The 26,008-nt window shown below is 68.7% G+C and carries 20 protein-coding genes and 1 pseudogene; 9 read left to right on the forward strand and 12 right to left on the reverse strand.

Annotated features, from left to right (window positions below; translation table 11 throughout):
* Window positions 1–7: 7 nt before the first annotated feature.
* From GRC12_RS09295 to GRC12_RS09315, 5 genes are all read right to left on the reverse strand, one after another.
* A complete protein-coding gene (locus GRC12_RS09295) occupies window positions 8–886 on the reverse strand; it encodes an ABC transporter permease (RefSeq protein ID WP_308286509.1) in 879 nt (292 codons plus the stop codon).
* Window positions 883–1,641 carry an ABC transporter ATP-binding protein gene (locus tag GRC12_RS09300; protein ID WP_308286510.1) on the reverse strand — a complete coding sequence of 253 codons (759 nt, stop codon included), beginning with the start codon at window positions 1,639–1,641 and terminating at the stop codon, window positions 883–885. Before GRC12_RS09300 ends, GRC12_RS09295 begins: the two co-directional genes overlap by 4 nt.
* 157 nt (window positions 1,642–1,798) lie before the next feature.
* Window positions 1,799–3,004: an amidohydrolase family protein gene (locus tag GRC12_RS09305; protein WP_208778712.1), complete on the reverse strand. Its 1,206-nt coding sequence runs from the start codon at window positions 3,002–3,004 to the stop codon at window positions 1,799–1,801.
* Between the two features lies 1 nt (window position 3,005).
* A complete protein-coding gene (locus tag GRC12_RS09310) occupies window positions 3,006–3,890 on the reverse strand; it encodes an MBL fold metallo-hydrolase (RefSeq protein ID WP_208778713.1) in 885 nt (294 codons plus the stop codon).
* A complete protein-coding gene (locus tag GRC12_RS09315; protein ID WP_208778714.1) occupies window positions 3,887–4,408 on the reverse strand; it encodes a flavin reductase family protein in 522 nt (173 codons plus the stop codon). Before GRC12_RS09315 ends, GRC12_RS09310 begins: the two co-directional genes overlap by 4 nt.
* Before the next feature lie 139 nt (window positions 4,409–4,547).
* Between GRC12_RS09315 and GRC12_RS09320 the strand changes: the two genes are divergently transcribed.
* Together GRC12_RS09320 and GRC12_RS45430 are read left to right on the forward strand one after the other, a co-directional pair.
* Window positions 4,548–5,189, forward strand: coding sequence for a helix-turn-helix domain-containing protein (locus tag GRC12_RS09320; protein WP_208778715.1), 642 nt, complete (start codon window positions 4,548–4,550; stop codon window positions 5,187–5,189).
* A gap of 301 nt (window positions 5,190–5,490) precedes the next feature.
* Window positions 5,491–5,684 (forward strand): annotated as a pseudogene (locus GRC12_RS45430) (3-hydroxyacyl-CoA dehydrogenase family protein); the annotation flags it as partial.
* Between the two features lie 41 nt (window positions 5,685–5,725).
* Here the strand turns inward: GRC12_RS45430 and GRC12_RS47105 are convergent.
* Complete coding sequence (locus GRC12_RS47105) at window positions 5,726–6,538, reverse strand: flavin reductase family protein (RefSeq protein ID WP_439959876.1); 813 nt, start codon at window positions 6,536–6,538, stop codon at window positions 5,726–5,728.
* A gap of 1,463 nt (window positions 6,539–8,001) precedes the next feature.
* Between GRC12_RS47105 and GRC12_RS09330 the strand changes: the two genes are divergently transcribed.
* The 3 genes from GRC12_RS09330 to GRC12_RS09340 all read left to right on the forward strand — a co-directional run bounded on the left by GRC12_RS09330 (window position 8,002) and on the right by GRC12_RS09340 (window position 11,139).
* Entirely contained in the window at window positions 8,002–8,928 is a 927-nt protein-coding gene (locus tag GRC12_RS09330) for a 3-keto-5-aminohexanoate cleavage protein (protein WP_208778716.1), read from the forward strand.
* On the forward strand, window positions 8,925–9,368 hold the full coding sequence (locus tag GRC12_RS09335) for a TIGR03618 family F420-dependent PPOX class oxidoreductase (protein ID WP_208778717.1): 444 nt from the start codon (window positions 8,925–8,927) through the stop codon (window positions 9,366–9,368). Before GRC12_RS09330 ends, GRC12_RS09335 begins: the two co-directional genes overlap by 4 nt.
* 568 nt (window positions 9,369–9,936) lie before the next feature.
* Window positions 9,937–11,139, forward strand: a complete 1,203-nt coding sequence (locus tag GRC12_RS09340; RefSeq protein WP_208778718.1) for an acyl-CoA dehydrogenase family protein — start codon at window positions 9,937–9,939, stop codon at window positions 11,137–11,139.
* A 736-nt stretch (window positions 11,140–11,875) separates the two neighbouring features.
* Here GRC12_RS09340 and GRC12_RS09345 read toward each other — a convergent pair.
* The 4 genes from GRC12_RS09345 to GRC12_RS09360 form a co-directional block, all read right to left on the reverse strand.
* The gene (locus tag GRC12_RS09345; protein WP_208778719.1) at window positions 11,876–12,661 is read right to left on the reverse strand and encodes an enoyl-CoA hydratase/isomerase family protein; all 786 of its coding nucleotides are present in this window, start codon (window positions 12,659–12,661) and stop codon (window positions 11,876–11,878) included.
* Window positions 12,662–13,061: 400 nt separating this feature from the next.
* Window positions 13,062–15,107 (reverse strand): acetoacetate--CoA ligase, encoded by a 2,046-nt coding sequence (locus tag GRC12_RS09350; RefSeq protein WP_208778720.1) that lies wholly within the window; start codon window positions 15,105–15,107, stop codon window positions 13,062–13,064.
* Window positions 15,104–15,964 carry a fumarylacetoacetate hydrolase family protein gene (locus GRC12_RS09355; RefSeq protein ID WP_208778721.1) on the reverse strand — a complete coding sequence of 287 codons (861 nt, stop codon included), beginning with the start codon at window positions 15,962–15,964 and terminating at the stop codon, window positions 15,104–15,106. Before GRC12_RS09355 ends, GRC12_RS09350 begins: the two co-directional genes overlap by 4 nt.
* Window positions 15,965–16,003: 39 nt before the next feature.
* The gene (locus GRC12_RS09360; RefSeq protein WP_208778722.1) at window positions 16,004–16,945 is read right to left on the reverse strand and encodes a VOC family protein; all 942 of its coding nucleotides are present in this window, start codon (window positions 16,943–16,945) and stop codon (window positions 16,004–16,006) included.
* Between the two features lie 201 nt (window positions 16,946–17,146).
* Here GRC12_RS09360 and GRC12_RS09365 point away from each other — a divergent pair, with 201 nt between their 5' ends.
* Window positions 17,147–17,911, forward strand: coding sequence for a GntR family transcriptional regulator (locus GRC12_RS09365; RefSeq protein ID WP_308286511.1), 765 nt, complete (start codon window positions 17,147–17,149; stop codon window positions 17,909–17,911).
* Between the two features lie 225 nt (window positions 17,912–18,136).
* Here the strand turns inward: GRC12_RS09365 and GRC12_RS09370 are convergent, their stop codons facing one another.
* Complete coding sequence (locus GRC12_RS09370; RefSeq protein ID WP_308286512.1) at window positions 18,137–18,739, reverse strand: TetR/AcrR family transcriptional regulator; 603 nt, start codon at window positions 18,737–18,739, stop codon at window positions 18,137–18,139.
* A gap of 313 nt (window positions 18,740–19,052) precedes the next feature.
* Here GRC12_RS09370 and GRC12_RS09375 point away from each other — a divergent pair, with 313 nt between their 5' ends.
* The 3 genes from GRC12_RS09375 to GRC12_RS09385 all read left to right on the forward strand — a co-directional run bounded on the left by GRC12_RS09375 (window position 19,053) and on the right by GRC12_RS09385 (window position 23,052).
* Window positions 19,053–20,264, forward strand: a complete 1,212-nt coding sequence (locus GRC12_RS09375; RefSeq protein WP_208778724.1) for an oxygenase MpaB family protein — start codon at window positions 19,053–19,055, stop codon at window positions 20,262–20,264.
* 136 nt (window positions 20,265–20,400) lie between these two features.
* Window positions 20,401–21,909, forward strand: a complete 1,509-nt coding sequence (locus GRC12_RS09380) for an MFS transporter (protein WP_208778731.1) — start codon at window positions 20,401–20,403, stop codon at window positions 21,907–21,909.
* A 57-nt stretch (window positions 21,910–21,966) separates the two neighbouring features.
* The gene (locus GRC12_RS09385) at window positions 21,967–23,052 is read left to right on the forward strand and encodes a lipocalin family protein (RefSeq protein ID WP_208778725.1); all 1,086 of its coding nucleotides are present in this window, start codon (window positions 21,967–21,969) and stop codon (window positions 23,050–23,052) included.
* 464 nt (window positions 23,053–23,516) lie between these two features.
* Here the strand turns inward: GRC12_RS09385 and GRC12_RS09390 are convergent.
* Window positions 23,517–26,008: family 78 glycoside hydrolase catalytic domain (locus GRC12_RS09390; protein WP_208778726.1), on the reverse strand; the 2,492-nt coding region annotated here is incomplete at its 5' end.

The raw sequence follows: 26,008 nt of genomic DNA on the forward strand, positions 1-26,008 counted from the left end.
GGGGGGTTTACGGCCGGTCGGCCGAGGCGTGCCAGGAGCCGACGGCGAGCCGGGCGACCAGGGTGAAGAGGGCGAAGACCGCCACGCCGAACAGCGAGGCAAGGATGATCGCGGCGAACAGGTCCTCGGACTGCAGCCGGGAGCGGTAGACGTCGAGCAGGGTGCCGATGCCGGGCTCGCCCTGCTTGAAGAACATGTCCCCGACGATCGCGCCGATCACGGAAAGACCGGAGGATGTGCGCAGACCGGTGAAGATCGACGGGAGCGCGGCCGGCAGTTCCAGCTTGCGCAGGCGGGACCAGCGGCTCGCGCGCTGGAGGGTGAACAGGTCGTGGTGGGTGTGGTCGACCGACTGGATGCCGAACAGGGTGTTGGCGATCATCGGGAAGAGGGCGATCAGGACGCAGACGACCACCCGGCTGGTGAAGCCGAAGCCGAACCAGAGGCCGATCAGCGGCACGATCGCGAGGATCGGCACGGTCTGCAGGATCACCGCGTACGGATACAGCGAGCGTTCCAGCCAGCGCGCCCTGCTCATCAGCACCGCCACCGTAACGCCCAGCGCGGATGCGATGAGCAGGCCGACGAGCGCGACCTGGGCGGTCAGCCACAGCGCCTGGAGCATCGGCTGCAGATGGGACCAGTCGAGGAACGACACGGTGAGGACCTGGTCGGGCGGCGGGACGAGGAACCGCCGTGCGGGGCTGAGCAGCAGATAGGTCACGGCGTACCAGACACCGACGGCCGCAGCGAGGGATCCCAGCGGAGTGAGCAGTGCGGCGGGTCGGATCCGGCGGCGCGGGGCGGTCGTCGCCGACCCGGCTTTCGACGGCGGGTCCGCCACGGGAACGGCCACGTCGGCACGGGTGGTGATGTCGGCGCTCACTGGGATCCTCCTCGCAGAGCCGCCGAGACCTCGCCGGCGATCCGGCCGAACTCGGGGTCGTAGCGCAGCTCGGCCGGACGGGGGTGGGGGAAGGGGACGTCGAAGGAGGCGGTGACACGGCCGGGACGGGCCGACATCACCACGATCCGGCTCGCCAGGAAGACGGCCTCGGTCACCGAGTGGGTGATGAACAGGGCGGCGAAGCCGGTCTCGGCGTAGATGCGCTGGAGTTCTTCCTGCATGCGCAGGCGGGTCATCTCGTCGAGGGCGCCGAAGGGCTCGTCGAGCAGGAAGAGCGAGGGCCGGGTCATGAGCGCGCGGGCCAAGGACACGCGCATCCGCATACCGCCGGACAACTGCCTGGGCAGCTGCTTCTCGAAGCCCTCCAGCCCGACCAGCCGGAGGGCTTCCAGGGCTCGTTCACGGCGTTCGGCCTTCGCCGTCCCGGCGAGTTCGGCGGGGAGTTCGACGTTGGCCAGGACGGTGCGCCAGGGCAGCAGGGTCGGGTCCTGGAAGACGTAGCCGACGGAGTCGACAGGGGCGTGGACCGTGCCTCCGGTGGCGGCGTCCAGGCCGGAGGCGAGGCGGAGCAGGGTGGACTTGCCGCAGCCCGAGGGGCCGACGACGGCGACGAACTCACCGGGCGCGACGCGCAGTTCGACGCCGGTGAGGGCGGTGGTCCCGTCGGTGAAGTGCTTGTCGACGCCCTCGAATCGCAGCGTCGCGTCGAGCGTCTTCTCGGCGGTGGTCGGCACATCAGCTCCCTTCAGTGCCACAGTCAGGAATGTTGATAGCATGAACATTGATTGTTTCCGGCCAGTGTCCTGGCCGTATCTGTTCGCCTTCGTGATCCGGGGCGTTCGTTGGGATACAGGGCGTTCGTTGCGATCCAGGCCGTTCGTCGAGTCCCGGTCAGAAGAACTCGCGGTGCACCGACGTACGGCTGACCAGCCGTCCGCCGGCGAAGACGAGCCGGTCGGGGCTGGACGCACCGAGGAGTTCCGACACCGAGTCCGCCCGCACCGCCAGAAGGTCGGCCACAGCGCCCTCGTACGGCCCCGCCGCAGGCAGCCCGAGCACCGCGCGGGCGCCCGCCGTGACCGCGTGCAGTGCCTCGTCCGGCGTGAGATGACCTGCGGTGACCAGCAGGGATGCGGTCTCCAGGGGGTCGGCTCGGCCCACGGGGTTGAAGGGGTCCCGGATGTTGTCGCCCCCGGCAGCGACCTCGACGCCCGCGTCCAGCAGCGCCCGGACGGCGGTCAGCCCGCGCGGTGTACCGGACGGGTGTCCACGGCCCTGGAGGTAGAGGTTCGTCAGCGGCAGGGCGACCACACCGATCCCCGCCGCCGCGACCTCCTTGGCCGTGCGCATCGCCTCGTCCGGTTCCATCATGCCGAGACTCACGCAGTGGCTGGCGGTGACACCGGTGGCGAGACTCCGCTCCCGCACGCTCCGGGCGAGCAGGCACAGGTCGCCCGCGTCCGGGTCGAGGGTCTCGTCGGCGTGCAGGTCGACGCCGACGTGGTGTTCGGCGGCGATGCGCAGGGTGCGTGCCAGGGACGCGGCGGGGTCGGCGGACAGGTGCGGGCAGTCGCCCAGCAGGTCCGCGCCGAGGTCGAGGGCCTCGTGCAGCAACTCCTCCGGAGCGTCGACGTGGAGCACGGCGATCTGCAGCCGTACGCGTCCCCGCAGTTGCTTCCGCAGCCGGAGCAGGGCCCGCAGACCGCGCAGCGGATCGCCGCCCGCGGTCAGGAGGTCCACATGGGACCTCACCGCCGTCACCCCGTTCGCGCACAGATCGTCGACCGTCTTCGCGGCCCGCCGGAAGACGTCCTCCTCGGTGACCTGCAGGGTGTAGGCGCGCCAGGCCTCGACGGCGGCGAGCAGGTCTCCAGCCGGTGCGCCCACGCGATCCCAGGTCAGAGCCTTGTCCAGGTGGGCGTGGGGTTCGGCGGCCGCGGTCGTGAGCAGGTAGCCCGTCAGGTCGAGTTCGTCCGGAACGGACGGCAGCAGACCGGCCGGCGCCACCCGGGCCACGAGCCCGCTGTCCGGGTCGAGCAGGACGTCACGGATGTCCCCCGCGGGCAGCCGTGCGCCGCGCAATAGCAGTGGTGGCATGTCAGTGGTCCATTCCGTGCGGCGCGGTGAGCACCGCGAACCCGTCGAAGTCATGCCGTCGTACGGCGGCGCCGAACATGTCGGTCGAGGCGTACGGGCGGGTCCGGCCGTCCCGTACGGCCGCGAAGGCGTCGGCGACCCGGCCCACGAAGTCCGCCGACTCCCGGTGGCGCAGGTTGTGGCCGAGCAGCGCGGTGGTGACGGGCAGTTCGGCGAGGCGGCGCGTGGAGCCCGCGAAGGCGCTCACGTCGGCGCCGGGCACGTGGGCGAAGAAGGTTCCGCTGATGAGGGTGTCGCCGGCCAGCAGCAGCCCGGTGGCCTGCTCCCACAGGCAGATGCCGTCCGGTGAGTGCCCGGGGGTGTGCAGGACGTTCAGGCTCCGACCGCCCAGGTCCAGTACGTCCCCTTCGCGCAGCAGCCGGGTGGGGCGTACGGCCTCGATCCGCCAGTCGGCCAGGTCGGGGACCGGCCGCACCTCGACGCGGGAGTCGGTCAGGAAGAACCCGCCGGCGTCCATGGCGTGGAACTCCTCGTAGCGTTTGCGGAGGTCGTGCGCGATGTGCGCGTACGTCTCCAGCCACTCGTGCGGGGCCGGAGCCGTGTGCAGCGCGGCTCCGTCGGCGTGTACGGCGATGTCCTCGGCGTGCGCGGCCAGGGAGGCGTTGCCGCCGCGGTGGTCGAAGTGGTGGTGGGAGTTGACGACGAGGAGCGGCAGCCGGGTCAACTGCCGGACCTGCTCGCCGATGTCGGCGATGCCCATGCCTGTGTCGTAGAGGAGGGCCAGTTCGTCGCCGAGCAGGAGGTAGCTGTTGACGTGCCCGGGCTCGGCGATGACGAAGGCTCCCGGGCCGGTCTCGGCAACCTGGAACCAGCCTGGGCGGCTCACGCGGCACCGAGCGCGTGGTACCTGCGGTCGTGGTGCACGAGCGCGGTCGGTCCGCCGGTACCGGTCACCACGTCGTCGACGGCCGCCACGATCAGATGGTGGTCGCCGGCTCGAAGGTCGCGTACGACGCTGCACAGCACCGTGTACGAGCTGTGGGCGAGCAGCATCGGCAGCCCGCTCCCCTCCTCGGCCGACCACTCAAGACCCGCGAACCGGTCCACGGTGCGGTCGGCGAAGCGCCGGGAGACGTGTTCGCCGCCGGAGTGCAGGATGTTCAGGGCGAACCTGCGGCCGTCGAGCAACGCGGGCAGTGAACGGACGCCGCTGCCTACGCCGATGGCGAGCAGTTGCGGTTGCCGGCTCAGACTCATGACGGCGGTGCTCGTGAAGCCGACCGGGCGCCCCTCCCCGGTCAGAGCGGTGACGACACAGACGCCTCCGGCCAGGGCCGCCATGGCGTCGAGGAAGGCGGAGTCGGGCGGGGAGACGACGGAACGGTCGGGTATGGCCGCGGCCATGAGGGCTCCCTGGAAGCGAGGAATGTTCATACCATCAACATTCAGGGTAGGACCCTCGTGTTTCACCGGCGTAAAACCCTCCGCCACCGTCCCTCGCACCCCAGCGGCGCACCCACCACCACCCTTTAGGATTCCTGCCATGCCGGCCCGAACCGCCAACACCACGCCTCCCGCCTCCGGAGAGACGGACGCATTGCTGCGCGCCGAACTCGGCGGCGCGATCCGGAAATTGCGCAAGGAACGCGGCCTGACCCTCGTCCAGCTCGCCGAGCGCGCCGAGCTCTCCCACCCGTTCCTCAGCCAGTTGGAGCGGGGGTTGACCCGGCCCAGCATGCCCTCCCTGCACCGGATCGCCCGCGCCCTCGGCACCACCCAGCAGGCGCTCATGGCCACGGCGTCCGTCCCGCACAGCGACGGCCCGACGGGCACCGCCCACCTGGTGCGCGCGGGCGCGGGCCTGCCCGTGACCAACACCGGCGGTACGGCACGGATGCTCGGCACGCCCGCCTACTCCTTCCATCCCGTGGAGTACACCGGCGTAGGGGAGGTGTTCGCCGACTTCTACGACCACCCCGGTGACGAGTTCGTCTACGTCATCGCCGGCGAGATCGAGATCGAACTCCGGACGGACGACGCGGGCGGCCTGCACCGGCTCGGCCCCGGGGACAGCATTCACTACCCCGGCGGCACCTCCCACCGCTGGCGCGCCGTCGGCGACGGCTCACAGGTCCGGCTGCTCACCGTCCAGAACGCGACGGGCGAGGCCGATCACCACGGCTGAGCACACCGCACGCCGGATCACCCGGCTCACCTGGCCGAGCAAGCCGTTGTGACGCCGCGCCCATGCCGACGCCCATCGCGCTGCCTCAGATCAACGAGACAGCCTTGAACTGCCCCACCGTATGGACTCCAGTCTTGGTGAGTGCTGTAACCGGCAGCCGGGATGGTGTCGTTCTCGCTATCGGCCACAGGCCGTTTGTGGGTGCCGAATCTCAGCTCTTCAAGTTCCAATAGCCGACGGGGTCCATGTCGGCATCAAGGTCGAGCTCGCACCAGGGCACTTCCGACCATGCCTGGTTGGCGCCCACCCTATGGGCCCGCTGCGGTTGGCGGACCGCACAGGTCTCGACACCATCTTCGCTGTGGCGGAGTCCTTGAGGCGGAGTTCCGTGAGCAGCATCTGGCACCGTTGCTGTCACGCATGGTCCAGGCCGGCCACCACGTCCGGAAGAGCGGCGTCGGCTTCTACACGTACTCCACCGCCGCTGCCGCATAGGCAGAGAATTTCGGTGGAATTGCCGTCGGTCGGGTCGGAGCTCACGACACCGCGGCAAGCCGTCCGAACTGGCCGCGATGGAAGAGCAACGGCTCGACATCGTGAGCTGCTTCAAGGGCTCGCACGTCACCGAGCACGATGAGATGATCTCCGCCGGTGCGCACTGAGTTGATCTCACACTCGATCCACGCGCAAGCGCCCGTCAGGCACGGCGCGCCCAGTACGCCGCGCGACCACTGGACTCCCGCGAACTTGTCAACGCCGGAGAGGGCGAACTGCCGCGCGAGAGCCTCCTGGTCCGCAGACAGGATATTGACGCAGAACCGTCCGGTCGCTTGGATGCGTGGCCAACTGGTCGACGACCGTCCGGGCAGGATCAGCACCATCGGCGGATTGAGGGACAGCGAGGAAAAGGACTGACAGCTGAACCCGGCAGGGCCGTCCGAGTCCGATCCGGTGACCACGGTGACTCCGCTGGCGAAGTGGCCGAGTACGCGGCGGAACCGCACCGCCTGCGCATCGGAGGGGGACGTGTTACCCGAGTCCGTGCCCACCCGCTGGAGACGGGTGCGGACGAACCGGCGCTCGGCGTCGGTCCAACCCTTGTGCTGCGCGTCGTTGAGCATGGCATCCCACCGGGGCAGAATGTCCGGGTCGGCCACAGTGGACACCATCCGATAGAGGGCCCCCACTTCGAGCATGACGGCACCGTCGTCCGTCAGGTAACCGAGGCCGGCGATCCTCAACTGTTCGGAGTCGGCAGCAGCGTGCGGATTCGTCGATTCGACGTGCAGTCGTGTGAGATCCCCTCCCTCACGTACGGCCACCCCGATCGGGCTGATGTCGATGATCACAGTGTGCTCTCCTCACATCCGGACTCGGGGCGCGTCGCACCGGGCAGTATTCGCCCGTACGCTCCGAGGGACTCCAGCCGATCGTCACTGTCACGAGAACGTCCACGATCACTTGGTCCTGCTCGACACGGCACACCTGATGGATCTCGCCGGGCCCTCGATCCTGCCGACGACGACGTCTCCATCGGCGAGAGATGCGGAGGCTTGCGGACGAGCCCGCCCCCAGGGCGGACGCGCAGGAGTCAGCAAGCTCCTCGAGCGTCGTCAGCCATGCCTCGACCGGCCCGTACCCCGGGTAGTACTTGCAGCGACAGAACTGCGGTGCCGGCCCGCCCATCCGCACGACGCGCACGGAGTGGTCCTGGCCGAGTGCCAAGCAGGCGCTATGGGACCGTGCGTCCACCGCGACGCTCGCCTCCCGCCCGATGCCGACGACCCGCTCGATCTCCCAGCCCACCGAGCGGCCTTCCAAGCACCGGTTTTGCGCACGTCCAAGCCCCTGCCGCCCCGTCCGGCCCGGTCTCGGTCAGGGACGCGTGTCCTACCACCGAGGCGAGTCGCATCGGCAATCCCTTGTCTAGTGGTTAGGGACGATCCAAACATCACCGGAGAGAGCCAGTCAATAGAATATCGAGATTTTTAAAGACCTGCGATATCTACCCTCTTGCTGGCGAGGGGTCTCGTGACCCACTTCCGCCAGGCGGGCGTCGCCCGTCGACAGTGCGGGACCAAAGCCGGCTGCTCGCGGGCTCGGCCGCGGTTTGTTCACCAGCAACGTGAAGTGCCAGGACTCCGATGCCACAAAGGCAATGCCGGAGCGGGACGCCTCCGATGACGCCCGGAACGTGGCCCGAGAGCCGAGGTGCAGATCACTCCCCTGCCGGTGGCGGCCTGGCCCTTCACGATGATCCGGCTGAGGCTTGGGATCTTCGCGGATACCGGTACACGATGCAGGTCATCACCGCGCAGTTCTGACCCTCGATCACCTTTGGGTCGACCACCGCCTCCCGACGAGTAGACCTTCGGCATGCGCACGCTGTACGCCGGTACACACACGTCGGCCGTCGGGGTTCTACCGCCTTCTGCCCCGACCGCGCCGCACCAGGGCGAACCTGATGGCGGGCGGCCGCCCTCTCGATCTTTGCCGGGAAGGCCCCTAGACATCCGGGGGGAGATCCCTCCCGCGAGGATCGCAGCCTTGGCGGCTGCGGGAAACATGCTCTACGAACGTGCCACAGGCCCGTAGGGCACACGCAGTCGGCCGATGGCCGGTGCGCCGGCCTGTACGGCCAGTCGAACAAATATCGATATTTCGACCCGACTTGCCGTCCCACCCGAAGGGTCCAAGACTTCATGCGAGACGCCAAAAATATCGCGAGTTTCTTGACATCTCGATGTCACGGGTGTTTCGGTGTTGCCTGATACGCCGGTCTACCGGCCGTGAAGAAAGGGGCGTGGCGGGCATGGCAACGGTGCCGACTCGGCGCAAGACATGGGGGACAAACCCGGACAATGCGGTGATCGTGGAAGTGGCGATCAACGGCGGAAGGCCCAAGGCGGCCAATCCCCGTGTTCCACGCACCCCGGAGGAGATCAGCCTCGACACGCTGGCCTGCCTGGAAGCAGGGGCGTCGATCGTGCACAACCACAACGACGACCCGAACTTCGGGGGTACCGGGCGGCACGACGCGGAACCCTATCTGGCGGCGTGGCGGCCGGTACTGGCGCAGCGGCCGGATGCGATCCTCTACCCCACGATGGAAGGCGGCGGGACCCACACCACCATCAAGACACGTACAGCACACCTGGAAGAACTGGCAGCCGCAGGGGTGCTGAAGATGGCCATCGTGGACATGGGTACCACCAACATGGGGGGCCTGGACGAACGCGGTGTGCCCACCGCCTCGGATGATCTGTTCATCAACACCAACGGCGACGCCCACTACATGTTCGACCTGTGCCGTCGCCACCAACTCGGCCCCAGTATCGGCATCATCGAACCCGGCTCGATCAGGGTTTTGCTCGCCTTCTGGCGCAACGGGCTGCTGCCCCAGGGTGCCATGGTCCGGCTCATGTTCGGCGGCGAGAACGCCCTGTGCGGCCTGCCCCCCACACCTGCCGCGCTCGACCTCTACCTCGAGCTCCTCGAACCCACTGGCCTGCCCTGGAGCGTGGCCATCATCGGCGGCAATCCTCTGGACCTCCCTCTCGCCGCCTACGCCCTGGAGCGCGGCGGTCACCTACGTATCGGACTCGAGGACAACCCGACGCCGACCGGCTCCAACAGCACCCTTGTCCAGCAGGCTCTCGACCTCATCAACACGACTTCTCGGCCACTCGCCACCACCGCCGTGACGAAGACCGTCCTTGGCCTCCCGGAGACACGATGACCACTGCGAAGGATCACTACTCGGCCGAGCAGCGCGCACTGGAGGAACAGCTCGCACACGAGTGGGCAGGTTGGCCGGACGAGTACCGCGCGTTCCTGGAAGCCCATTTCCTGGCCGTGCTCTCCACCGGCCGACGAGATGGCTCGCCCCAGGCGTCAGTAACCGGATACCTGCTTGATGACGACGGCGACCTGATCATCAGCACGAAGTCCTACACCGCCAAATACCGCAATGTCCTCCGCCAGCCGCGGGTCAGTCTGGTCGTGCTCGACGGCCGGACGTCCCTGGTGGTCTACGGCACCGCCACGGTGGTGGAACAGGATCCCGAGCGGAACGAACTGACGGCCAAGATCTTCGCCCGCGCTGGCGCCCCTGTCCCCGAAGACCCCAGCCGCGTGGTACTCCGTGTACGGCCACGGTCGTTCGCGTTCCACACCTGAGTCCAGCGGTTCCTGATCGAGGGTACGCACGTCGCTTGCCTGAATGGGCGATGCCCCGGCCCGCGGGCACGGCTCGCCGGAACATCGTCGTGCGGATGTCCACGGTCGTACCCAAGCGGCGCGGAAGGGCTCTGCAGAGGAGGGGAAGCGCCCCTTGAGGAGGTCGGCGGCACCGCGAGGGTGACGCGCCCCCGGAGTTCGCGCGGCGCGTCGTCCACCACATCCTCCTCGGCCCGAGGGCTCCGGCGATCTTGTGTCCGCGCGACCGGATCAACGAGGGCAAACCATCGGAGCTTGCACTGCCGGGCCCCCGGTCCCGTCGCTCGTCGCCTCGGTGATCGCGGGGCGATCGGAGTGGCACTGTGACATGGAGTGCCCCTGCCAGGGGAGTCAGCTGGCTGTGTGAGCCCCGACCACCAGGCTGGCGTCAAAATATCGATATCCTATTGACCTATCGATAGGCGCTGATAGTCTCGCAAGCGGAGTGAATGGCTCAGTTCGAAGTCATGACGCCGGACGACGAAGAACGAATCAATCCCGAAACCCAATCAATTGACGGAGGTCTGTGATGTCTCAGGTTCGCGAAAAAGTTCACAGCCGAGGTGCAGGGACCACCGCGGATCCCGAGCTGGTGGCTCGGGCCTCGAACCTGGTTCCGCTGATCCGTGAACACGCCGAAGAATCGTCAAAGCAACGGCGGATCGTTCCCGAAGTGGTCGATGCGATTCAAGTCGCGGGGTTGTTCGGACTGCTGGTGCCCGAGCGTTTGGGCGGACTCGAATCGAACATGACCACGCTCCTGGAGTGCGTCGCTGAGATCGCCCGCGGAGACGGTTCCACTGGGTGGGCCTATGCGATCGCGACTGCCGCCAGTTGGAGTTTCACGACTTTCTCTGACATGGCTCAGCAAGAAGTCTTCACGGACACACCCGTAAGGGGATGTGGCGTCCTCGGGCCTGCGACCAAGGCCGAGCGGGTCGAAGGCGGTTACGTGGTCAGCGGTCGCTGGCCTTACGCATCGTCTTCCTTCGCGGCAAGCTGGGGTCAGTTCGGGCTCATGCTCGAAGACGGTGATTCAGTAACTCTCGGCCAGGCGCTCGTGCCGTCCTCCGCATGGCGGATCGAACCGACGTGGATCGTCGCCGGCATGGAGGGTACGGGCAGCGACACTGTCGTGGTAGAGGACTATTTCGTTCCGGACCACCGGATCCAAAGCCTGCGGGACATGAATGACGGGAATTTCGCCACGTCGCATCGGGCGGACGAACAGAACTCCCGAATCCTCTGGGGTGCGGGCGCCTCGCTGCCACTCGCGTGCGCACACCTCGGCCTTGCCCGGCACGCGCTGGAGGTCACGCTCGAGCGACTGCCGAACAAGACCGTCCCGTACTCCATCCACGGCCAGGCCAAGAACTCTCCGGTACACCAGCTCGCGGTGGCGGAAGCGGCTTGCCGTTTCGACCAGGCCGAGTTGCTTTTGCGGCGAGCGGCCACGTCGACCGACCAGTCGGCCGCCGACGGCATCACGCCGACCGCCCTCGAGCGACAGCGCACCTGGGTCGACATGGCAGTGGCCGCCCAACTGGTCAGGGAGGGGTTGGACGAACTGATGACCGCCAACGGGTCATCGGCGTTCGCCCAGTCCAACGTGCTCAATCGCATCTGGCGCGACTCCGCCGTCGGCTCCCGCCACATCATCATGACGCCCGGAGGACAGAAGGCGGCTTACGGCGCCTTGCTGCTGGGCGCCGACCTTCCGCAGCCTTTCTGACCCTGATGCATGCGGGGTGGTGACGCTCGCCGAGCAGGCCGACCACCGCGAAACGATGGGCCGACCGCTACCAGTTGCTGGGATGAGCCGATACGGTACGACCGCTCCAGCCGCCTCGCCTCCACCGCTCACCGCATTCTGCGGGATCACCGCTTGCCTCCGCCGGCAAGCCTGGACCGGGTCACCGGCCGACCGGTCCGCCGTTACGAGCGCACACGCCCCGGCGAGCTGGTCCACATCGCCGTCAAGAAGCTCGGCCGCATCCCCGACGGCGGCGGGCACAAGGCACTCGGCCGGGCCGCCGGCCGCGCCAACCAGGCCCGCGCGAGCCATGGTTACCTCTACCCGCATACCGCCATCGACGACCCCTCCCGCCTTGCCCACACCCAGCATCTCACCGACGAAACGGCCCCGGCATGCGCTGCCTTCCCGGGGCCCGGGCCACCGCCCACGGGATCGGGACCACGACCGTGGCGGACGCGAGCTGGTGCAAGAACCCGCACGCAAAGGCCCGACGACGGCCACCAGCCGGCCCGCGGTCGGCTGCGTGGTCTCGTGGTGGACCCCGGCCGCTCCCCCGCGCTTGTTCTGTCTCAACCGCAGCACACAGTCAGGGGTGAGTGGCGGATGGCTCTCCCTCGCGGAGCCGACCCGTGTCGTGACACGTGACCAGGCATGCGGACCGTGGGTCGAAGACAATGCGGCTGCGCCACACCGACGGAATGGAACCGCTTCCTCAGACCGACGCCGCCTTGCCTTCACCCGTGCCGCCGCGGGACACGAAGGACCGGACATGCACCTCGGCCTCGGCTCCCCTCATCGCCTCGGCGATCACACGGGCCTCCTCACGGCCGGTCTGCTCTCGGGTCAACTGCCAAGACCGCAGGAGCCGCTTGGTCTGACCCAGGGCATGTGCGGGACCCGCCGCGAACCGCTCTGCGAGCTGCACCGCCCTCGCGTCCACCATCGCCTCGTCCGCCGTCTCGGTGATCAACCCCCACTCCCTGGCCTCCGCCGCGGAGAGCACTCGGCCGGTCAGAGCCAGTTCAAGTGCACGTTGCTGCCCTATCGCCCGGGGCAGGAGGTACGACACGCCGCAGTCGGGCGTCAACCCCACGTCGGCGTACGCCATGAGGAACCTCGTGGAGCGGGCAGACACGACCACGTCACAGCTCAGCATCAGTGCCAGGCCCGCACCAGCCACGGCCCCCCGGACCGCGGCGACCACAGGTTTCGACAGCCCCGCCAGCCTTTGGAAGACGTCGTCGAGCGTGGTGGCGAGCTCGTGGACGTACGCTGCCCGGTCAGGCACGGAGGCCATCGCCGCAACGTCTCCGCCGGCGCAGAAACGCCTTCCCTCGCCGAGCATGACGACCGCTCGCACATCGGACGCGTTCGCCCTGTCGACGGCTGCCCCGAGGGCGTGCGCGGTCGGCAGATCGATGGCGTTCGCTCTGGTCGGCCTGGCAAGAACGATCCGGGCCACGCCCCCCTCGCATGCGCAGTGAACCAGGTCCGTCATGTGATGTCCCTTTCTCGGGCGCCTGGGGGGCCATCGAGAAGATGAACGCCGCGCCACCCGCTCGCCCCCTTGTCAGTTCCGGGTGCATCGCGGTTGCCGCAGTGCCCAGTGCCCAGTGCCACCGCGACACCGTCGGACACCACCGTCAGGACTTCGGCGAGGGCACCTCCGAAGTCACGGAGGGAGGGACGTCCGATCACCGTCACCGAACCGTGAAACCTCGCACGGGCGAGCGCGTGGAGATGTCCCGAGCGCTCGCTTCGTCGCCGCGTGCTTCGCACCGCGACGGAGCGGGCACGTGTCATCCGACATCCACCCTGGCCACGCGTACGGACGACGGATTCGCAGGGCATTGCACGCACGTCGAGCCCAGCTGTCCGGGCGGCACCCCGTGCGAGGATCAACGCGGCTCGCCACTGTCATCAGGCATGACAACGCTCGCCGGACCGACGAACGGTGCGTGAGCACCCAGCAGGGACTTTCGGCGCTCCCGGTAGTGCGCGAACCATGCCAGCAGGCCGGGATCGTCGACCGACCCGTGATCCGCCACGGAGTCCGGCTCAGCACCCTGCAGCACGCGTTTGACGGGGACCTCCAGCTTCTTGCCGGTGCGCGTGTGCGGGATCCCTGACACCGAGACGATGTCGTCGGGTACGTGCAACGGTGACAGCCCGACCCGAATCGCGGATCGGATCCGATCCCGCAGCGGGTCGTCGAGCGATACACCCGAAGAGGTACGCACGAACATCGGCATCCAGTAGTCACCGTCGGGCTGCTCGGCCCCGATGACGAGTGCTTCGGCGACCTCGGGCAGGCTCTCGACCACTTGGTAGATGTCACCGCTGCCCATGCGGACGCCGTTGCGGTTGAGGGTCGCGTCCGAACGGCCGTGCACGATCACCGAACCGCGATCCGTGATCGTGATCCAGTCGCCGTGCCGCCACACGCCACGGTAGGTGCTGAAGTAGCTGTCCCGGTATCGGCGGTCGCCAGGGTCGTTCCAGAAGTGGACGGGCATCGACGGCATCGGCCGCGTGACCACGAGTTCGCCCGGCCGGTCCCGGACCGGCTTGCCGTCGTGGTCCCACGCGTCCAGCGCGACGCCCAGACAGGGCGCGGACAGTTCCCCCGGCCATACCGGCAGCGTGGGGGCGGAGCCGGCGAAAGCGCTCACGATGTCCGTGCCTCCGCTGATGGACATCACCTGGACATCCGGACGGACATGCTCGGCCACCCAGGCGTTCGCGGCTGCCGGGAGCGGCGAGCCGGACGAGCCGATCGCTCGCAGGACCCCCAGATCGTGGGTCCGGCCGGGGCGCAGCCGTGCCTTCGCACTGGCGGCCAGGTGCCCAGGGCTGGTGCCGAAGAAGGTGGCTCCTGTCCGGGCGGCGAGTCCCCAGAGAACGTCCGGTCCGGGATGTGTGGTGCTGCCGTCGTAGCAGACGATGGTGCATCCCGTCAGGAGCCCCGAAACCAGGTAGTTCCACACCATCCACGACGGCGTCGTGTACCACAGGAAAACCTCGCCCGGCTTCAGTCCGTTGTGAAGGGCCAGCGCCTTGCTGTGCTCGAGCAGGATCCCGCCGTGACCGTGCACGATGCCCTTCGGCTGCCCGGTCGTGCCGGAGGAGAACAGCACCCACAGCGGATGGCTGAACTCGACCACGGCGGGGGCGAGTTGGTGGTTCCCGGAGAGCACCTGATCCCACGTGATGACGCGCCAGGAGGGCGGACGGATGCCCAGCCGGGAGATCTGCACGCTGTACCGCACGGTGGGCAGAAGGCCACGAAGCTCCTCGGCCTCGTCGTGCCGGGGATGTTCACGTCCGCCGAACCGGTACCCGTCTGCGGTCACCAGGACCACGGGTTCCAGCTGGCCGAAGCGGTTCGCCGCCGCCTGCGGCGAGTATTCCTGACCGCAACTCGCCCAGACAGCACCGATGCTCGCGGTGCCGAGAAAGGCCACGACCGTCTCGGCGATGTTGGGCAGGTAGCCCACCACGCGATCACCCGGCCGGACCCCGAAGGACCGGAGTGCCGCCGCGAAGGCCGCTACCTCGCCTCGCAGCCGGGACCAGGTGAACCGCCGCACAGGGAACGCCGCGCCGGCCTGGGGTTCTGCGACATCGATGAGGGCGATGTCGTCGGTGGCGCGGTCCCTGAAGAGACGTTCGACGTAGTTGACGGTCACGCCGGGGAACCACCGGGTGCCCGGCATCGGGTCGCTCGTGTGCACGGTGGGCCGCTGCAGACCGGAGACGATGCCGAAGTAGTCCGCGATCGCGGACCAGAAGGCGGACGGCTGAGCGACCGACCATTCCCACAGCTCCCGGTAGTCCTGTTCGACCGCTGCCGGGGCCGCGCGGTGGGCCGCACACCAGCGTGCGAACTCAGTGATCGCCGCGTCGTGTGTGGTGGGCGTCCAACTCGGCAAGGGTGTGGTCATCTCGGTTCCTGGTACCCGTTTCCGGCTACGAGGCGGTTGCGCAGTTCTCCGATGCCCTCGATGGCCGTGAGCAGGGTGGTGCCGGGTTTGAGGTAACGCTGCGGGGTCCGGGCCATGCCGACGCCGGGCGGGGTGCCGGTGAAGATGAGATCGCCGGGCAGCAGGGGACAGACCGCCGACAACCGCGCGACCAGTTGTGGTACGGAGAACACCATGTCGCTGGTTCGCCCCTTCTGCAACACCTCGTCGTCCAACGAGCAGCTCACTTCGAGATCGCCGGGATCGTCGAACTCGTCGGGGGTGACGAGGACCGGGCCCAACGGGGCGAACCCGGGATAGGACTTGCCCAGCGAGAACTGGGGAACCGGGCCGGCCAGTTGCACGGCGCGTTCGGACAGGTCCTGGCCCGCGGTCAGTCCAGCGACATAGGACCAGGCCTCCTCTTCCGGAACTCTCTCGGCACGCCTGCCGATCACCGCCACCAGCTCGGCCTCCCAGTCCACACCCGCAGTCGGCAGGACCACCGGCTCATACGGCCCGGTCAGAGAGGTGCGGAACTTGGTGAACACCGTCGGGGCGTCCGGCGTGTCGACTCCGGATTCCGCCGCGTGAGCGCGGTAGTTCAGCCCGATGGCGAACACCTGTGCCGGCCGCAGCACGGGAGAACCGAGTTCTCCGGGCTCGAACTTGCGCGCCTTGGCGGCATCTGTGCCCTCCGCCCACTCGACGAACTCGTTCCAGCGCTCGAACACCTCATCGGGATCGGCGGGGAACCGGCCGCTGCTGGCGCGCTCGACGTCGATGGCGTGATCGCCGATCAGAATGGACAGTCGGCCGGAAAGCCTGCCGATACGCATGCTCAACGCTCCTTTGGTGGACTACGGGGACGGTTCCGCTCAGGCGGTGGGCGCGTGTGAACCGGTCATCAGGCCCGCGAGGTCCTCCGGAGCGAGGAACGACGGCGGCGGAGGCGGGCCCCAGTTGTAGAGACCGCGGGCTCCACCGATGTCTTCGGGCTTCCAGAGAGCGTCCTCGATGATGCAGTCGAGATCGCTGTAGTACTCGGAGAAGTTGCCCGCCGGATCCTTGAGGTACCAGAAGAAGTTCGAGCCGAGATGATGCCGGCCCAGCCCCCACACATGCCGTTCCGGGTGGTCCTGGAGCATGCTGGACGCCCCCCGGCCGACTTCGTCGACGTCGTCGACCTCCCACGCGGTGTGATGCAGGAAGTTCAGGGGCGCCTGCTGGACGAGGACGTTGTGGTGGTCCGTCGAGCAACGCATGAAGCTTGCGATGCCGGTGATGTGGTCGCTCATCTTGAAGCCGAGTCCGTCGATGAAGAACCGCGTGGTCGCCTCCCGGTCGACCGATCCGATCACCACATGACCCAGCTTCCGCGGCCGGATCCGGTCGTTGCGGTCGACGCCGGGGGCGCGCACGTTCGCCCGGTCCGCTCGGCCGGGGGCGTTCATGGGCTCCCGCACCGCGGGTTCCTGGCGCAGTTCCGGAGCAACCTCGACCAGCACCTCGAGCGCGGAGTTCGGATCGTGGACGAGGAGCGAATCGCCGTCCCGGACACTGTCGATGTCCAGTCGGCCGAGGCTGTGGGTGATGCGGTCCAGGTCGTCCGGGTCCTGCGCTCCTACGCCGATGCGGAGCAGACGCCGGGTCGAGGACTGGGCGATCGTCAACTGCTCACCTCCGTCGCGGGTGGTGAACTGCTGCTCATGGGCACCGGGACGCGATACGGGCGTGAGCCCGAACTCCGCGTAGTACTGCGCCGTCTCGGCCACGTTCGGCACGCCGATGGTGATTGAGGTCAACCGATGCAAGGACATAGAAACCTCCGGACACTCACGACGTTGCTTCGTGTCACGAGTATCTAGGCCTACTACTGAGAACTCAAGGGATTATCGATAAAATCGCGACCCCTCGACGATACCCTGGATCGACAGCTCCAGCGCTCCCAAAGGTGCGATACAAATGGGACTTCTCGATATTTTCTGTTTTTGTTGCTGTCAGCGGCTAGACTGGTGCACGTGACTGCGAAACCCACATCCTCCAGCCGTACCGAAGAGGTGTTCGAGGAACTGCGGGCCGACCTGCTCGGCGGCCTGATGGAGCCCGGACAGCGCTTGAAGCTGACCGTACTGAGCAGCCGGTTCGGCGTCAGTCAGTCCGTGGTACGGGAGGCGCTGACTCGCCTTGCCGAGCAGGGCTTGGCCGTGTCAAGTCCACAGCGCGGGTTCAGTGTGCGACCGCTGTCCGTAGCCGATCTCTCCGACCTGACCAGGGTGCGGGTGCAGATCGAGTCGCTGGCCCTGCGCCAGTCCTTCGAGCTGGGTGACCTGGCCTGGGAGACGCAGGTACTTGCCACTCACCACACACTCCAGCGCACCCCGGTGACACGGCCCGACGGCAGCGTCCACGACGCATGGTCCACCGCACACCGCGAGTTCCACCGCGCACTGCTGGCCGGCTGCGGAAGCCCGCACCTCGAGAACATCGCGACATCGCTCCGCGACGGTGCCGAACTGTACCGGCGGTGGTCCTGGATGCTTACCGACGACCACCTGCGCGACCTCGCCGCCGAGCACCGACTGCTCAAGGATCTCGCCCTGGACCGCGATGCGGACCGCGGGGTCGAGGCCCTCGCCGAGCACATCGAGCGGTCTACGCGCGACCTGATCGCCTACGCCACGGAACACGGGCTGGACAGTGATTCCCCCGACCCCGTCGGCACCGGCCCGGTCGCGCGTCACGGACGTCCGCGCGAAGAACCCGGTTCACCGTCCTCCGCCTGACCGTTCATCAGCTGCGCGACCTTCCGGCCGGGACCCAGATCCCGGCCGCCGCGCACATTGACACGAACCGGGCACGGAGCTTGCCGACAGGGACGCCGCAGACGAGCTGACGGAACCTCCTGCGTCGGCCGTACCTTTCCGGCGTTCTGGAGTGGGGACGTCGAGGTCTTCGATCGCGATGGCCTGCACGCCCGTGGCCATGGGCCGGTGGAGGAGGCGTTGGTGTCAGTGCCCTGTCACACCAGTAGCGAGCAGTCCGTTCACCACGATCGCTGCCAGCGACTCCGCCGTGGCCGTGAGCTGCTCCGGCGAGGTGGGCACGGGCCTGCCCATGCGCTGCGCCAGCGCCCCCTGGATGACTCCTGACATGGGAGGGATAACGGTGAAGAACAGCACGTCAAGCGGAATGGGCGCCATGCGTCCGGCGGCGACGAGCCGCTCGATGCTCGGCGTCATGAGGTCCAAGGTCGGAGCGATGTAGCGCTCGTACAGGTAGTCCAGCCGCTCGGTGTCCCGGGACAGCTCCTCCAGCATGATTCGATCCATCAGCGGGGTGCCCACGGCGGTGAGATAGAAACCGGTGATGAAGCGCCGCAGACATTCAGCGTCGTCGAGCGAGGGGTCCGGCTGCGGCAGGCGTGCCAGCTGAGCCTCCATCGCGGAGTCCACCACCGCGCGCCAGAAGGCCGCCTTGGACCCGTAACGGTCGTTGATGAAGTTGTGACTGACACCCAGTCGGCGGGCCAGCTCGCGCGCGGAAGCACCCTCGTAGCCCAGTTCCGCGAAGGCCTCCAGCCCGCGTCGCAGGATCTTCTCCTCCTCGGGCACCGCGGGGGTGCCCGCACCGGGACGCCCCGGCCGTCGAACGGATTCGGCTCGTGCTCGCACTGTGGCCTCCAAGACTGTGTGCTCGTTCCTGCCTGCCTGCGTGCCTCCCGACACGGCCGGCCCGGGATCACCTGGTGAACCCGAGAACATCTTACTTGACAGGTGTCAGAATCTCGCTAGTCTGACATGTGTCAGAAATCGGGGACCTGCTCTTGAGCAGCCACTTCCCTGGAACTGATTCCGCGGACCCCGCACGAGCCCCTCTCCCCCACCTCGCGGCCGGACGCCGCACCTGCTCGAAAGCGAGAACCCCATGGACGCGAAGCGCACACACCCGAAGGCTTCCCAACATGCGGTCGACCTGGACGCCGCATGCCGTCAGCGGCGCGCCAAGGCCGACCACGTGGTGACCCTGCTCACCGCCGGGGATCCGCTCGCCGATGCCGTCATCGCCGAGCTTGACCTTTACGGCCCGCAGGCCCGAAACGCCCTCGATGCCGGCCTCAGGCACGGATTGACGAGTGTGGACCGGCCGCTCCCCGCGGCCGTCACCGCGCTGCTGCGGGAAGTGGAGGCCACCCCTGCATGGGTGGACCCGTTGCTGCTCCACCGGGGCGATGTCGTGAGCCAGTCCGTGCCCCCCATGTGGTTCGCGCTCTGCTCGATCACCTGCGCGCTCGCGTACGGCTACGCCTCCCCGGCCACGGCGCGCGTGCTGGCCGGAACAGGCAGGCCGGAGGACACGGCCGCACGCCGGCTCGCGGAGACCGGGGTGTGGGTGCGCCAGACCATTCGGCCGGGAGGACTGCTGCGCGGACGTCCGGGGTACGTGGCCACGGTCGAGGCGCGGTTGGCCCATGCCCGCACGCGGGCCACGTCCCTCACGGAGTGGGACCGGGGTGCCCGGGGCCTGCCGGTGGGGCAGCTCGACATGGCCCGCACCTGGCTCGGCTTCACCCTCGTCGCCTTCCAGGCGCTCACGGCCGTGGGCATTGACATCAGCCCCGAGGAGGAGCGGTCCCTCTACCGGTACTGGTCGTATGTCGCCCATCTGCTGGGGCTCGACGAACGCCTGCACCAGGACGTGGTCGACCACGCCGGCGCCCGCCGACTGCGGCACCTGCTGGACAGTCTGACCGCCGCACCCGACGAGAATTCGACGACCATGACCGCCGCGATGGCCGGTGCGCAGGCCCACTCGATGGCGGAGGCGCCGGGCGCAGTCCTGTCGGAGGAGCAGCTGCGCCATCTCATCGACAGTGTGCTCCGACAGGCCTGCGGGGAGGAATGGGCAGTCCGCCTGGGCATCCACGGCACTCCCGCCGACCTCGATCTCATGCCGCTGATCAAGCAACTCAATCGGCAGGCCCGCCACTGGCAGACCTATTCCTCCGCCTCCGCCCAAGAAGCCCGTCGTCGGTCGCTGGAGGGATCCCGGCCCGAACTGAGGGCGGCCGCCCTTGCCTGCGACACCTCCTGCCGGCGTAACGCGGGAGCCGTTCGTCCGGAAGCCTGGGCGGCCTGATTCCCCCGCGCCGAAAAGTACCTGTCGGTGCACCAAGCACCGACCGCAGAACGTGACGAGCTCCGACGACGCAGCCGTCCGGCACCACACCACCGCGCGCTACGCCCCTCTGTCCCACCACTCCTGGAGTTTCGGCATGCCGAAAACCGCCCGAGACACGGCCGGCACGGCCACCGTGTCCTCCCTCCCGTCCGCCGACGCACCGCCCCGCCACCGCTGGTGGATCCTCGCCGTCATCGGCGTTGCCCAGCTCATGGTCGTCCTGGACGCGACGATCGTGAACATCGCCCTGCCCTCCGCGCAGAAGGACCTGGGCTTCTCCGACGGTGACCGGCAGTGGGTCGTCACCGCCTACGCCCTTGCCTTCGGCAGCCTGCTGCTGCTAGGCGGCCGTATAGGCGACCTGTTCGGCCGCAAGATGACCTTCCTGGTCGGCCTCGTCGGCTTCGCCGGTGCCTCCGCCGTCGGAGGTGCCGCGACCAGCTTCGAGATGCTGGTTGTCGCGCGTGCCGCGCAGGGCGTGTTCGGCGCGCTGCTCGCCCCGGCCGCCCTGGCCCTGCTGACCACGACGTTCACCGACGCCAAGGAACGGGCCAAGGCCTTCGCCGTCTACGGCGCCATCGCCGGTGCCGGCGGCGCCATCGGACTCCTCCTCGGCGGCCTGCTAACGGAGTACCTCGACTGGCGCTGGACCCTCTACGTCAACCTCGCCTTCGCCGTCGTCGCCTTCACCGGTGGTGCCCTCCTGCTCCGGCGCACGACCCGCGACAAGAGCGTCACCATCGACATTCCCGGCGCTCTCCTCGTCTCCGGCGGACTGTTCTGCATCGTCTACGGCTTCTCCAACGCCGAGAGCCACGACTGGAGCTCCGTGGCGACCTGGGGCCTGCTGCTCGCCGGAGCCGTCCTGCTCGCCGCGTTCACCTGGTGGCAGACCCGGTCCACCCACCCCCTGCTGCCTCTGCGCGTCCTGCTCGACCGCAACCGCGGCGCCTCCTTCATCTCCATCCTCATCACCGGCGCCGGCATGTTCGGTGTGTTCCTCTTCCTCACCTACTACCTGCAGCAGAGCCTGGGCTACACCCCCGTCAAGACAGGGCTCGCCTTCCTGCCCATGACCGCCGCGCTCATGATCGGCAGTACGGTCGCCACCAGCGTGCTGATACCCCGGATCGGCCCCAAGCCCGTGGTACCGCTCGGCATGGGCCTGGCGGCGGCAGCGATGGTCTGGCTGACCGGCCTCGACCTCGGCAGCAGCTACACCACCGATGTCCTGCCGCCGCTGCTGGTGGCGGGATTCGGACTCGGCCTGGTGATGTCCCCGGCCATGAGCCTGGCCACGGCCGGCGTGGACGCCGAGCACTCCGGTGTCGCCTCCGCCACCGTCAACGCCATGCAGCAGGTCGGCGGCTCCATCGGAACGGCCCTGCTCAACACCCTCGCCACCAGCGCCGCCACCGACTACCTCGACGGCCGCAATCCCAAGGACCCCGCCGTCCAGGCCCAGGCCGGCCTGGAGGCCTACTCCACCGCCTACGGGTGGTCGGCCGTCTTCTTCGCCGTCGGCCTCGTCGTCAGCGTCATCCTCTACCGCCGCGGCGTACCCGCCACCGATCCCGACGCGGCGCCCGTCGTCCACATGTGATCCGCGCACTGTCCCTCGAGAAGTCCCTACAGCGCCCGATCTTCAAGGAGGAGTCCTGTGAGAGCCACCACGCGAACGCGCCTCGCCGTCGTCGTCGCCGGTGCCACCGCCACCGCACTGCTGGGTGCGGCCGTCCTGCCCATCGCGCAAGCAGCGGAGCAGGACAAGGAAAGCCGCACCCCCCACGTTGTCAACGAGGGGATCCCGAGCACGCTGGACCCGGCCACCGACCTCGGCGCCCACACGCTGAGCTCCGACCCCTCGGACAGCGAGTCGATCTTCGCCACCAGCTGGGTGAAGGGCGGCGGCCACGAGTTCGGGATCACGCTGAGTACCGCGACCCTCCCCAACGTGGGCCAGAACGTCATCAGCGTCAGCGTCACCGATGTCACCACCGGCTGGTACAAGGGCTACCAGGTCCCTGTCGACACAAAGGACCTGTACTGGGGCAAGACCGGACTCGACATCAAGACGCCCGACATCACCTGGAAGGGCACCGCGCAGAACATGACGGTGAAGGCGAGCACGCCGTGGGGCTCCGTCGACGTCAACCTCAAAGCCGCGGGACCGGCCTTGAAGGCGGCCGGCACCGGGTCCTTCCCGCTGTACGGCAAGACGAACTACGAGTACGCCCTGCCGTCCATGCGGACCACCGGCACCCTCTCCGTCCAAGCCAAGGACTACCAGGTGTCCGGGCAGACCTGGGTGGACCGGCAGTGGGGCCCTTACGACATCACCGACACCTCCTCGCGCTGGACCTGGATGCCCATTCGCCTCCCGGGCGGCGACAAGCTCCTCGTGTGGGACTCCGTCAGCGACAAGAAGGGGGAGAACGCCTGGGCCACGGTCATGCACAGGGACGGCTCCTACGAGCTGGCGACGGTCGAGCCGGTCGCCAAGGGTGCCCACCGGATCTGGACCAGCCCCGCCACAGGCAACGCCTACCCCACTCGCTGGAGCATCGACATCCCCGCGCTCAGGACCCACCTCGCCGTGCGCGTCACCGGCACCGACGCCCAGGAATTCACCGGCGGTGCGGGCGCCCGCTACGACGGCACGGCCGCCTATTCCGGCACCTTCGAGGGCAAGAAGGTCGACGGAGTGACCTACGCCGAGATGGTCGGCCACTGGCCCGCATCCTGACACCGTCATCCGCCCGGCACCAGAAGGCGCCGAGCCCGCACCGCGGCCGGCCTGACATCCCCAGGCCGGCCGCGGTGCGCCACGACCGGCCATCGGCCTCAGCCGAAGTCCTCCCGCAGCCGCGCCGGGACGGCGGCCCGGTTGCCGTGGCGATCAGCTGCTCGGCGCGGGCGACGAACGCCGACAGGCCGCCCGCGTACCGGTTGATGTACGTACGGTGAAATCGGAGCCACCGCCTGCTGCGGCAGCCACCAGGCCCTGTTCCACTCCCCACACACTGGCAACTTCGTCACTGGACGCGCCGATGCGACCGGCCCCAGCCGTTGGCGTCTCTTCCAGTGACCGCCGACCAGGCTTATCGCCGCACGAGTCGGTGTCGCGAATGACGTGCCAGCCCAGGCCAGTTCGCTTCAGCGCGGTTTGAGAGGAGGTTTGAGTCAGCTCTGAGTGTGGAGTCGACTGCCTCAGCAGTCAGTCAGGCGTCGGCGAGCCGTGCAGGTGCCTGGTCCGGCGGTCAGTTCCGTACCGTCGGGGAAGACAACGGTGGCGGAGGCAGTGGGCGGAACGTCGACGGTGATGTCCAGTTCGTCATCCGCCACGCGCCACTCCACCGCGATGGTGCCGCGCGGGCTGTCGAAGGTGCCGCGCGCCCAGTCGACCGACGCGTGGGGCACGGGGGCGACGACGAACCGTTCCCAGGCCACCGAGTTCGCCGCCTGTCGCAGGCCGAGGGTGTGGGTGTGCAGGAACTGGATGACGGCGCCCTTGCTGTAGTGGTTGAGCGAGGCGTGCGCGTTGCCGTCCTCGTCGACGCCGTCCCACTCCTCCCACACCGTGGTGGCACCGCGGTCGAGCATGCCGAGCCAGGAGGGCGAGGTGCGCTGGAGGAGCACCCGGTAGGCGAGGTCGGCGTGGCCGGTGTCGGCGAGGACCGGCAGGAGGTGGGCGGTGGAGAGGAACCCGGTGCCCAGGTGGGTGCCGGCCTTCTCGATGAGCTCGGTCAGCCGCGCGGCGACGGCGTCGCGCAGCTTCTCGGGCGCGAGTCCGTAGGCGAGGGCGCGGACGTAACTCGCCTGGGTGTCGACGGTCGTACGGCCGGTGTCGTCGAGGAACTCCGTCCGCCACGCCTCCTTGATCCGCTCCGCCAGTACGGTGTAGCGGGCGGCCGCGGCCTCGCGGCCCAGGATTCGGGCGATCCCGGCGAGCGTGACGGTCGAGCGGTACAGGAACGCGGTGCCGACCTCGCCCTTGTCGGTCTTCATCCAGGCTTCGGGGTCGTCGTCCGTCGATGCGACGGGCGAGCCGTCCTCGGTGCGGGGTTTCGGCTCGGCCCACTCGCCCCAGTGGAAGGAGCCGTCCCAGATGAACTCCTCGTGCGGCAGGGGCACTTCGGAGCGGGCCACGCGGGAGGGGTGGCGGGCGGTGCGGGCGGTGGCGAGCGCCCAGTCCACCCAGCGGACCATCGCGTCCCAGTTCTCGGCGAGTACCTGCCGGTCGCCGTAGGTCCGATACAGCTCCCACGGCACCAGCACGATGGCGTCGCCCCAGCCGGCAGAACCCGTCATCATGTCGAGGCGCTTGTCGCCGCGGAGCTTGATGCGCCGTCCGTCCGGGGAGAAGTTGGCGATGCGCCCGTCGTCGAGCTGGTCGTCGCGGACCGAACGCAGCCACTTGCGGCTGAACCCGGAGACGTCGTAGAGGCGGGCGGCGCTGGGGAGGAAGACCTGGTAGTCGCCGGTCCAGCCGATGCGCTCGCGGGTGGGGCAGTCGGTGGGGACGTCGACGGCGTTGCCGCGGAAGCTCCAACGGGCCACCTCGTGCAGGTGGTTGAGGTCCTGCTGGGAGCAGGTGAAGGTGCCGGTGGGGCGCAGGTCGGTGTGGACCACCCGCATGGTCAGGCTTGACGCGTCCAGCGGCACCTCGCCGCGCCGAATGCGGGCGTGGCGGAAGCCGTGCACGGTGTGGCGGGGCTCGAAGCGCTCGCCGGCGGCACCGGAGGAGACGGCCTCGTCGTGCTGGACGAAGACGGTCACGGGGTCGCCCGGGCGCTGGATGTCGAGGTGGGTGGTGGTGAGGTCGCCGGTGACGGGGTCGAGGTGCTCGCCGTGGTCGATGACGGTGCGGGTGCCGGCGGGGCCGAGGTCGGTGAGGGCGATCCAGCCGGAGGCGTTCTGCCCGAAGTCGGCGATCCACGCGCCGTCCGGCAGCCGGGTGAGCGAGGCGACGGGGCGGTCCTCGATACGGCGCACGGGCGGGGCCGGGGACCAGTCGATCGGTGGCGCGGTCACGGCGTCGACGAGGACCGGCCGTTCGGGGCCGCGGGCCGCGAGGAAGTCGGTGATCTGACCGTCCATCAGGTCTGCCCGGGTGATGGGGCTGGGGGCGGACGTCCAGCGCTCGTCGGTACGTATGGTCTGACGCGAGCCGTCGGCGAGTTCCAGGTGCAACTCCAGGCGGGCTGCGAGGAGTTCGCCCCACCCGGCGGGTTTGCGGAAGGCTCCCACCTGGCCGCGGTACCAGCCGTCGGACAGCACGATCTCGACCGCGTTGACGCCGGGGAGGAGGGACGAGGTGACGTCGGCTGCCTGGGCGTACAGGGTGCGGTCGTACGAGGTCGAGCCCGGGGCGAGTTCGACGGTGCCCGCGCGTTCGCCGTTGAGGAAGACCTCGTACACGCCCAGGGCCGTGGAGTACACGCGGGCGCGGACGACCTCGGCCGCGGTGAAGGTGGTGCGCAGGACGTGCGCGGGGCGGGTACCGAAGGGCAGGCGCGCGGTGTCCGGGTCGCCGGCCGGTGTGATCCAGTGTGCCGTCCAGTCCTCGTCGAGCAGGCCGGCCTCGAAGGCGTGCCAGGCGCTCCACGGTGAGATCACCGCGTCGCCGCGGGAGCGGACGCGCCAGCGGACGCGCTCGCCGCTGCGCAGGGGCGGGGCGGGCCAGGTGACGTACAGGTGGT

It is taken from the genome of Streptomyces griseorubiginosus (assembly GCF_017614965.1).
Classification (GTDB): Bacteria; Actinomycetota; Actinomycetes; order Streptomycetales; family Streptomycetaceae; genus Streptomyces; species Streptomyces griseorubiginosus_B.